This window comes from Sphingomonas cynarae, assembly GCF_039537815.1.
GTDB lineage: Bacteria > Pseudomonadota > Alphaproteobacteria > Sphingomonadales > Sphingomonadaceae > Sphingomonas > Sphingomonas cynarae.
Window position 1 is genome coordinate 536,011 of the sequence record NZ_BAABBF010000003.1, and the last position, 8,736, is coordinate 544,746.

8 protein-coding genes and 1 pseudogene are annotated in these 8,736 nt (G+C 60.3%); 2 read left to right on the forward strand and 7 right to left on the reverse strand.

Annotated features, from left to right (window positions below):
• Positions 1–52: 52 nt before the first annotated feature.
• The 3 genes from ABD719_RS09240 to ABD719_RS09250 are packed head-to-tail and all read right to left on the reverse strand — an operon-like array spanning position 53 to position 2,897.
• Positions 53–460, reverse strand: coding sequence for a TadE/TadG family type IV pilus assembly protein (locus tag ABD719_RS09240; RefSeq protein ID WP_344693060.1), 408 nt, complete (start codon positions 458–460; stop codon positions 53–55).
• Positions 457–963, reverse strand: coding sequence for a TadE/TadG family type IV pilus assembly protein (locus ABD719_RS09245; RefSeq protein WP_344693061.1), 507 nt, complete (start codon positions 961–963; stop codon positions 457–459). Before ABD719_RS09245 ends, ABD719_RS09240 begins: the two co-directional genes overlap by 4 nt.
• The gene (locus tag ABD719_RS09250) at positions 963–2,897 is read right to left on the reverse strand and encodes a hypothetical protein (protein ID WP_344693062.1); all 1,935 of its coding nucleotides are present in this window, start codon (positions 2,895–2,897) and stop codon (positions 963–965) included. Before ABD719_RS09250 ends, ABD719_RS09245 begins: the two co-directional genes overlap by 1 nt.
• A 501-nt stretch (positions 2,898–3,398) precedes the next feature.
• Between ABD719_RS09250 and ABD719_RS09255 the strand changes: the two genes are divergently transcribed.
• Entirely contained in the window at positions 3,399–3,815 is a 417-nt protein-coding gene (locus ABD719_RS09255) for a glycine zipper 2TM domain-containing protein (protein WP_344693063.1), read from the forward strand.
• 223 nt (positions 3,816–4,038) lie between these two features.
• On the opposite strand, the gene ABD719_RS09260 is transcribed toward ABD719_RS09255, so the two are convergent.
• Positions 4,039–4,482, reverse strand: a complete 444-nt coding sequence (locus ABD719_RS09260; protein WP_344693064.1) for a phytanoyl-CoA dioxygenase family protein — start codon at positions 4,480–4,482, stop codon at positions 4,039–4,041.
• A 94-nt stretch (positions 4,483–4,576) separates the two neighbouring features.
• Between ABD719_RS09260 and ABD719_RS09265 the strand changes: the two genes are divergently transcribed.
• Positions 4,577–4,876: a hypothetical protein gene (locus ABD719_RS09265; RefSeq protein WP_344693065.1), complete on the forward strand. Its 300-nt coding sequence runs from the start codon at positions 4,577–4,579 to the stop codon at positions 4,874–4,876.
• A 475-nt stretch (positions 4,877–5,351) separates the two neighbouring features.
• On the opposite strand, the gene ABD719_RS09270 is transcribed toward ABD719_RS09265, so the two are convergent.
• The 3 genes and pseudogenes from ABD719_RS09270 to ABD719_RS09280 all read right to left on the reverse strand — a co-directional run.
• On the reverse strand, positions 5,352–6,389 hold the full coding sequence (locus tag ABD719_RS09270; protein WP_344693066.1) for a ferritin-like domain-containing protein: 1,038 nt from the start codon (positions 6,387–6,389) through the stop codon (positions 5,352–5,354).
• Positions 6,390–6,424: 35 nt separating this feature from the next.
• Entirely contained in the window at positions 6,425–7,429 is a 1,005-nt protein-coding gene (locus ABD719_RS09275) for a ferritin-like domain-containing protein (protein ID WP_344693067.1), read from the reverse strand.
• A gap of 671 nt (positions 7,430–8,100) precedes the next feature.
• Positions 8,101–8,589, reverse strand: a pseudogene (locus tag ABD719_RS09280) (IS3 family transposase); the annotation flags it as partial.
• Positions 8,590–8,736: the final 147 nt, after the last annotated feature.

Below are 8,736 nucleotides of genomic sequence, written 5' to 3' on the forward strand. Positions count from 1 at the left end.
CGCGACAAGGCCGTGATAGCTGCCGCCTTGCTGACGTGGAATCGATAGACCTTCACAATTTCGGAAAGCAGCCCAGACCAGAGACGGTCGATGGCAGGATCGGCAGCAACCCCGTCACGGGCGAGTTGAACGCCGTGGTGATTGTCACCTGGCTCATGCCAGCGGCTCCGTTGCAGGTCGTGTTGGGTGCAGGCACGACATTGGCGGCGATCAGCGTCTGGCCGTAGCCGGCGGCCCGCGTCAGGGCATAGCCTTTCTGCTTGGCCTCCGTGTCGCACGCGACGCTGACCGACATGCAGCGGGCGGTACTGAACGCCACCTCGGCCAGTGTCTGCTTGATCCACAACATCCGCCCGCCCTCGACGAGCGAGAAGATCATCCCCAGGAACACGGGTGCGAGCAACGCAAACTCGATAGCAGTGGCGCCGCGCCGGTCGCGGCGGAAGATGCCCTGGTTCATTGCAGTCTCACCACCGCCGTCTGTTGCACGGTAGCGCTGCCCAATGCGCCCTTGGGCAGGACGGCGGGAGTATAGGGGTAGGAAGCCGCGATCGTCAGATAATAGCCTGCGGTCGACCCGCTCGTCATGTTGCCGCCGGTACATGGTGCGCCGCAACTGGATGCCTCGACGAAGGTGTTGGTGGTCGTCAGGCAGGCGCAGACCCGGCTGGTGTTCGCGCAGCTCGTCGTGCCGGCATTGCATGTCACGGTGACGGCAACGCTCGATCCGCCCGGCGCCCGCGATGCAGCCGTGACCATCGCCGGAATATTGGCGAAGGCAACAGCGTCCCGGTTCGCAAAGCTGTGGATCGATGCCGTCGACACGCCACCGCTCAGGTTACTGCGCTGTACGAAGAACATGCCGAAATCCAGCACGCCCAGCATCACCGCAAAGAAGAAGCAGGTGAGCAGCGCGAACTCGATCGTGGCGGAGCCACGGCTGTCACGGAGCAAATGGGGCATCAGTTCACCAACTCGATGGTGCCGCTCGACGAGCTGCCGGACGATGGCAGGCCGACGCAGGCCGATCCGCCTGCTGCGCCGCCCGTCGCGATGATCCGGTTCGCCACCAGCATGAAGCACTGCCCATCGGACAGGGTGCTACTGCCTCCGCTCATCGTGATGTCGGAATTGGGCAGATGGACGACACCGCTGAAGACATTGCTCGATCCTGCCGCCCAGTCGGTCGCGGCGCTGGTGGCACTATCGATCAGCACGCTGCCGATCACCCCGCCGGCCGCCCCCGTCGCGGCTGCGATCAGCTTCGTCTTGGCGCCGCCCGACAGGTTGAGCGTACCCGAGAGGATGAAGGTGACGTTGATCCCCGCCTGATCGTAACCGCTGGTGCTGACGCCCTCCAGGGCGCTGCCATAGGTCATGCCGGTGATCGAGGAAGTATAGGGCCAGGTGGTACCCCCCGTGCCGTTCACGAGATCGCCGGCGATGGTGTAGCGCCCGGCCCCGAACAGCACGGACCCCGCGACCTTCAGATTACCGTTGATCTGGTGGTTGAGGGTGCGTCCAAAAATCAGCCGGCTGCCGCCCTCGGTCACGATCGAGCCGTTGGCGCTGAATGCGCCGTCCTCCATGATCAGGATGCCGCTGCCCGACAGCGCGACGGCGCGGGCCGAGCCGTCCGGGCCAAACCGGTAATTGCCTGCCCCCAGTGCCAGCGTTGAATCTCCCCCTACGGCGATACCGGCAATCACGTCCACATCGCCTGCCCCCGCCTTGATCCAGGCACCGCCACCGACCGAGATCGACTGGAACGCGTGCGACCCTGCCCCGATCGTCAGCGAGGAACCGCCTCCCAATGACAGGACCGCATTGATCGTGAGGTTGCCGTTGCCGATCTGGTTGGTCCCCGTCAGCGAGACCGTGCCGCTGCCGATCGCGATCGTGCCATTGCCGAAGGTGACGCTGCTGCCCGCCTGAAAGCCGCCGTTCACCCGGACATTCGCATTGCCGAAATTGACCGGTGAGCCACCACCGATCGTCACGCCTTGGGCGACCGTCAGCGTGGAGCCGTTCTCGAACCGGACGTCGACACCGCCATCGACCTGCAGGCGCCCGATCGCATATACCCCGGCCGGCACGATGAAATTGCCGGAATTGCCTTTGCGGAATGCGGCGACGCTGGGACTGGGGCTGTAACCGAACGTCCAGTCGGCGCCCGGCGGGGTCGAGGGATCGGCGATCGCTCTGGGCGCCGTAAACTTGCCGAGCTGCGTTCTGGCATCGGCGATTTCGCTGTTCGATGCCAGCGGGTCGAGCACGACCGAGGATACCCGGCTACGCTTGTCCACCGGCGGTACATTGCCGTTCCAGTCCGGATTGGAGAATGATACGGCATAGCGCACTGCCTCCGAGATCAACGTGCCGTAGTTGTTGATGACCGATCCGGACCCGGAAACGATGTTCTTGGCGTTGATGCGCGTGCCGCCATTATTGATGTTGCCTACTCCGGCCACGGCGCAATCGGGGGTATCGATCGTTGCACCACCCGATGTCGATATCGCATCGCCGCTGGCGGCCAGCCCGATGAAGCAGGCCGGCACCGCGGCCGCCGTGGCGAGGTTGGCCGTGGCAGTGACGCCGACGTCGTAACTGCCGGACATCCCGATCCCTTTCGCCAGCGCGATCGGAACCGCGGTGGTAACGGTGACCCGCACCGCCTTGCTACCGGTCGTCGGCACGTCGGCCAGCAGCGCAGCGGTGACGGTTGCGTTCGTCAGGCCGTTGATCCGCACGATATCGCGGGCGGTCGGCGTGAGGATGGTCTCGTCGCTCGCCAACTTGTACGCCATCGCCGCGCTCAGGGCGGCCATATCGGCGATCCGCTGATTGGTGATGCGCTGTTGAAGACCGCGGTTGATATCGACGGCCAGTGCGGACATGCCGAGCAGACTCGACAGCGACAGGGCCGCGATTACCGCTACAGTGCCATTCTGGTTGCGAACCAGTAGCTTACCGATTTTGGTAAAGAGTTTGTAAAGCGAATTACATATCATAATGGATTTAGTTCGTAAGCTTCATCCCCCAAAAAATGATTAATACAACATTCGTGGTTGTGATAGGCGATTTTAGCGGAAATGTTACGGGCATGATGTATGACCGCTTCAGATATGCAAAACCGCTGCTACCCAATGCAAACTGTAATTTGTTAAACTCTACAATGCTCAAACGAATCTTATTCTCGGCGTGATAGTTATCCTAATTTTTTCTTGATTATGAACGGCTAACAATCTGGGAAATTAAACCACTCTGCTATTCAAGACATGTGTTGAGGAAGCGATCTCGCTGAACGGGAGGTAACAGACGCATTCAGCATCGCAACATGGCGGCATCTGCATAAACCCCTTCTGGCAGTCGATGACCTGCTGCCATGGAGGTCAGTGATGGTTCGCAAACTAGTCTTCGGTGCCGCGTTTATGGCCTCTGTCGCTGCATCCATGGCACCATCGGTCGCCAGCGCGCACCGTTACGACGACCGCTATGAGCGCTCTTATCAGGGTGACGACCGGCGGTACGAGCAGCGGCCCCGCTACGTCTCCCGCCGCGATGCTCGACGATACGACGATCACCGCGGATATGACGACCGTCGCAGTTACGGGGGACAGGACTATGACCGTCGTCCGCAGCGGTGCAGTCAGGGCACGACGGGCGCGATCATCGGCGCGCTTGCCGGCGGCCTGCTTGGTCGGACGATCGACAGCCGCGGTGATCGTGCACTGGGCACGATCCTTGGTGGCGGCGCTGGCGCCCTGGCCGGCAATGCCATCGAGAAATCCAACAATCCGGGCTATTGCCGATAAGCCCGAAACCGCGGCTGACTGTCGTTTAGCCGAGGCGTCCAGAGGCGTTTTGGCTCACGGTCGCACCCGGCAGCCTTGCCAGTTCATGGTGGCGAGATGTCGTCATAGCGGCCATCTCCTGTCACAAAAGCGGTAACATTCGTAAAGTTCGAAAATCTGGAGATCAGCGACAGGCTTTTCCGTCTTATCCCGACAGGTAAAACCGATGGATTATCTGGCCGTCTCACACCGAGGCGGAAGGGATTACCCGCCAATAGAAGGGCAGTCCGCTGTGCCATAACGCTGCCTGCCGCTGCGCCGATGAAAGGCCTGCGGTCAGACCGTCCAGCTCACTCCCGGAAAAGCCGGAGCGGTTGCAGAAATACGGGCGTTCCGGATTGCGGGCGAAGTAACTGAAGAACAACGCCGCGCGATGTCGCCCCGTGGCTGGCTTGCCGCGATGGAAGAACCGGGCGGTGTCGGCGAACACCGCCGTCCCCGTCATGACTTCGCAGGTCAGGGGTGGCGGGATCGCCCCGACCGCGATGGCGGAGGCGACCTTGTCGGTATCGAGATGGAATTGATCGCGGCCACCGACCGCCTTCAGAATGTCGTTTGGACCGGACAGGAGCTGGAACGGTCCGCCCTGCGCGTCGACATCGTCCAGATATATCGCCAGCTTGACCATACGCCGGTCCCCCGGTCGCGGTGCCATTCCCGGGTCGAAACGGCACGGCCATCGGCGGCCGTGAATTGCAGCGTGACCCCGTTAGGCCACCGGCATGCCAAGATACGCCTCGACCGCCGCGAACAGCGGCGTGCTGAGCCCAAACCGGTATATCGCCGGATACCGGGCCATGGCCGCCGCAGGGACCTGCAGGAAGCTGTGGGTGCCCGGCCGCTACGCCGATGGCAAGCTCACCCAGTGGGGTATGGGCTGGGACAGCTTGGCTGAAGCACATGAGGCACGCTGCGAGCCTGCCGAGGCGATCGCCGCCCATCGTCGGTCGCTGCGTCTGGACGAAAGCAACGATCATGTGAAAGCCCACCTCAAACTGCTCGGCGCGGGCATGGCCAACTGACCGACATCCCTATCGGCCACCACCTCCCTGCCGCTAACAGACTGCTCCGCCTCGTGCCTGATGGAAGTATAACTATATGCAGCCCCCTCTGACCCGACGATCGCTGATGGCAACCGGTGTCGGCAGCAAGTCTACGAACGCGCGGCTCGCGTTCGCTTCAAGCGCGAATGCGACGCTTTCACCTGGCTCCAATCATGGTGCCACGATAGGAATAAAGTCCGTCTGTAATCCCTAAAACGGTCAGGCCAAATACATCACCGGTAAGCGTTCTGGTCCCTACCCATCCAGATGGATGAACGGCCGTTTTTGTTGGTAGCTAGCTGATAGGGGACAGGAAGCTATCAAACGACAGTGAGGGTGATACGGTGCCAAAAACAAGTAGCTTTGACACCCAAAGGAAGCGGAAAAGGGGGTTGTACCGCTGATGATACAACCCCGATTTTTTATTATGACAACAGATTAGATCACCGCCGAATTAGGTATTTGCGACAGTAGCGCGAATGCTGCCATTGACACCCGCCGGGAAAAAGCCCCCCGCCGTCGTACCGGGGGCTGCGTTCTGATAGACGACATTCAGCACTTGCGGTGCCGTTCGACCGAGGACAAGGCCGTTTGCATCAGTCGGCACGAGATTGGCGTTGCCGGCGGTGCCGATCCCCTGATCGTTATCAGCAGGGCCATCTAGGCTATCACGCGTGTCGGAGATGCGCTGAATGTCGCTAAAGATCGTCGGCACCGTCAATCCGCGGCTATACAGGGCCGACCGGATTACCCCGTCATGATAGCATTCGGTGGCTAGGATGCCGGCCGATGCCTCCAGGAACGTCTTATTGGCGATGAGGCGGGCCGAGCCGCGATAAGCAGATACGCCGACATCAGTAAGCAGGTAGGAACCAATCAGGAAGTTCTGGTCATTCAGGAACGGATCGAAGATGTCGTTTGGTCCGATCACACCGGCGGCGCGGGCTGCGGCGGTGAACGCACCGACCGCTTGACCGCCGGGGGTGGTGACGGCGGCGCTGCCCGACAAATTGATGGTCGGTTGCGCCGGCGCCGCCGATCCTAGGGCATTACGCAAGAAGGTAATGTGCGCCAGTTCGTCTGCTGCAATCTCGCGAGCATATTGAGCGATGACGGGATCGCCGAAGGTCACCGCCCGGGCCGCACCGTTTCCGCTGCCCGGAATTACCGCCCCTTGCGTACCGGCCCCGGCCTGGAGCGCAGCAGGAATGCCACCACCGGTGACTGCATAGGTATAATAATTACCCTCCAGATATTCGAGCTGGAGCGCGAAGCTGAGGACGGCGACGTCCTGTGCGTCACTGCTGGAGGTCGGCGTTGGACTAGGCGCAGGTATGACATCGTCGTCGTCATCGTCATCACATGCCGACAGCAGCGCCAGTCCGCCGGTCATTGCGGCCGCGCCACCACATAAACGAATGAAACTGCGGCGAGCGGCGCGTTGGTTCTCGGTCCGCTCCAACATTTCGAGAAGTTCGATTTGCTTGGTCATGATGAATATCCCTGAATGGCGTATCGCGAAACGGATCAGGCGACGCTGGCGCGAATGGTGCCGTTGACGCCGTTCGGGAAAAATCCGCCCATCGTTGCGGCTGCGCGGTTCAGATAGACGATGTTCAGTACCTGCGCGGGCGTGCGGCTGAACGCGATGCCGTTGGCATCGGTTGGCACAAAGTTACTCGCCGGGGCCGATGTCGCACCAAGGCTGCTCGTCAGCGGTGTCGTGACGGGCGAGATGCCCTGGTCGAGATCACCATTGTTGGCACCCGCCGTCCCGTCCAGCGTATCGCGTGCATCCGAGATGCGATCGGCGTTGATCCTGAGTGCGGGCGTCGCCACGCCGCGCGCATAGAGCGCTCCGCGGATGATGCCGGCGTGGAAAGCTTCCGCCGCCAGGATTCCAGCGGCCGCATCGAGGAAGGCGTTGCTGCTGATAAGCGGGGCTGCACCCTTGTAGGCGGTGACGCCGACATCCTCGAATAGGTATGCGCCCAGCAGAAAGCTGTCGTCATTCGCATAGGGATTGAACGCATCAGTTTCCCCGACCACACCAGCCGCCCGTGCTGCTGCCGTGAAGGCGCCGTTGGCATCACCAGCGATGTTGATCGCTGGCTGTGCCACCACTGAGGTGGTGAGTTGCGAACGCAGGAAGGCGACATGCGCGACCTCGTCCGCCGCGATTTCGCGGGCATATTGAATAACCACCGGATCGGTCAGGTTGGCTTTCTGTCCGCCCACAACCGCACCTTGCGTCCCGGCGCCCGTGAGCAGGTCGGCAGCGAGGCCGTTACCCGTCGCGGCATAGGCATAGAACTGCGCCTCAAGGTATTCGAGATTAAGCGCGAAATTAAGAATATCCGGGTCGGTGATCGTCGCGGTCTGCGCATCCGCTCGCTTGGCAAACCCAAGCGTAGCCGCACCTCCAACAGCCAGCGCTCCCATGCCGAATGCGGCCTTGAAGAACTCGCGTCGTTCGTCTCGGCGTTCGACGCGGCGGTCGAGCGCGGCTATCAACTCCATGCTATCGGTCATCTATTGATCCCCATGCACTGAAAAGCCGACACCAGGAGGTGGCAGCAAGCTTATCCTTGGCCACCTCCATCAAGCCGATGGGCGCCATTGATGAAACGTCAGCAGATGCATTGTGGAGCCGTGAATTTTCGAATTAATTGACTGATTTGGATCAGAAATTTCTATTCCATAACCTGCAGCCAATGCATTGTCACCGACTCGGACCTATTGCTATTATGAAGTTTGCTGCTACCATCCGAACAACACAGATATCGATGCATTTAATTTTTATTGGTTAACTTCACAACAAATCTATAAAATACAAAATTAACGAACCTAAAATAATTTATTATTAAAATTAGATATTCTATGATCGACAGACTTTAAGTAAACAAAAACTTAATAGTTTAGCGAAAAATCAAGTTGTATTTAGATAGATTGTCATAATAGATGCATCATACCCGATACATCAATTCATTGGTCGGTAGGAAAACTGAAATCGACAACATCTAGTTTGCCACCGAACTTACCATTGCGGGGCTGGATAACCCCGATACACACAATTCTGCAGATGATGTGCCGGCATTCCTGCGGTCGATGCATGCAGCCGTCGAGAAGCTGGACGACATGACGGTCGAGACGCCGGCCGAAGACGCACCGGTGGAATACACCCCGGCAATGACCGCGTGCCACGCCGCCAGCGCCAGATCGTGATGTAGCCGGTCGCCGATGGCCCATCCGATGACGCGGCGGAAAAAGAGGTCGATGACCGCCGCCAGATAGAGCCATCCCTCACGCGTCCAGACGTACGAAATATCCACGCTCTACTTCTGGTTGAGCGCGGTCGCGGTGGAATCCTGTTCGATGATGTCCGGCGCGACCGGCCGGGCGTTCTCGCTGTCAGTGGTGCGCTTGAACCGATGCTTCTGCCGGCCGCGCAGGCCGTTCTCACGCATCAGCCGCACCGTACGGCGGTGTCCGATGGAAAAGCCATCATCCTGCAACTCGCGCGTCATGCGCGGACTGCCGTAAATGCCGTTCGACAGCGCGAACGCCGGGCGGACATGCGCCAGCATCACCATGTCGTCGCGTTGGTGCCGACTGGCCGGTAGATCCTTCCAGGCGAAATAGCCGCTCTGGCTGACGCCGAGCACGCGGCAAAGACGGTGGACTAGGAAATCCTATCTCGCCCGTGACGTGCCCCCCGTTTTTTCATCCACCTGGAGCTAGAGACCGGCCCCTCGAAGGGACGGACAGATGAAGCGGAAGCAGTTTTCGGAAGAGCAGATCATCGGCATCCTGAAGGAGGCCGAGGCTGGCGCGGCGGT

What these genes read in the sequence shown, in the direction of transcription:
- ABD719_RS09240 (WP_344693060.1), bottom strand. Translation starts at nt 460, where the DNA reads ATGAACCAGGGCATCTTCCGCCGCGACCGGCGCGGCGCCACTGCTATC.
- ABD719_RS09245 (WP_344693061.1), bottom strand. Translation starts at nt 963, where the DNA reads ATGCCCCATTTGCTCCGTGACAGCCGTGGCTCCGCCACGATCGAGTTC.
- ABD719_RS09250 (WP_344693062.1), bottom strand. Translation starts at nt 2,897, where the DNA reads ATGTCCGCACTGGCCGTCGATATCAACCGCGGTCTTCAACAGCGCATC.
- ABD719_RS09255 (WP_344693063.1), top strand. Translation starts at nt 3,399, where the DNA reads ATGGTTCGCAAACTAGTCTTCGGTGCCGCGTTTATGGCCTCTGTCGCT.
- ABD719_RS09260 (WP_344693064.1), bottom strand. Translation starts at nt 4,482, where the DNA reads ATGGTCAAGCTGGCGATATATCTGGACGATGTCGACGCGCAGGGCGGA.
- ABD719_RS09265 (WP_344693065.1), top strand. Translation starts at nt 4,577, where the DNA reads ATGCCAAGATACGCCTCGACCGCCGCGAACAGCGGCGTGCTGAGCCCA.
- ABD719_RS09270 (WP_344693066.1), bottom strand. Translation starts at nt 6,389, where the DNA reads ATGACCAAGCAAATCGAACTTCTCGAAATGTTGGAGCGGACCGAGAAC.
- ABD719_RS09275 (WP_344693067.1), bottom strand. Translation starts at nt 7,429, where the DNA reads ATGACCGATAGCATGGAGTTGATAGCCGCGCTCGACCGCCGCGTCGAA.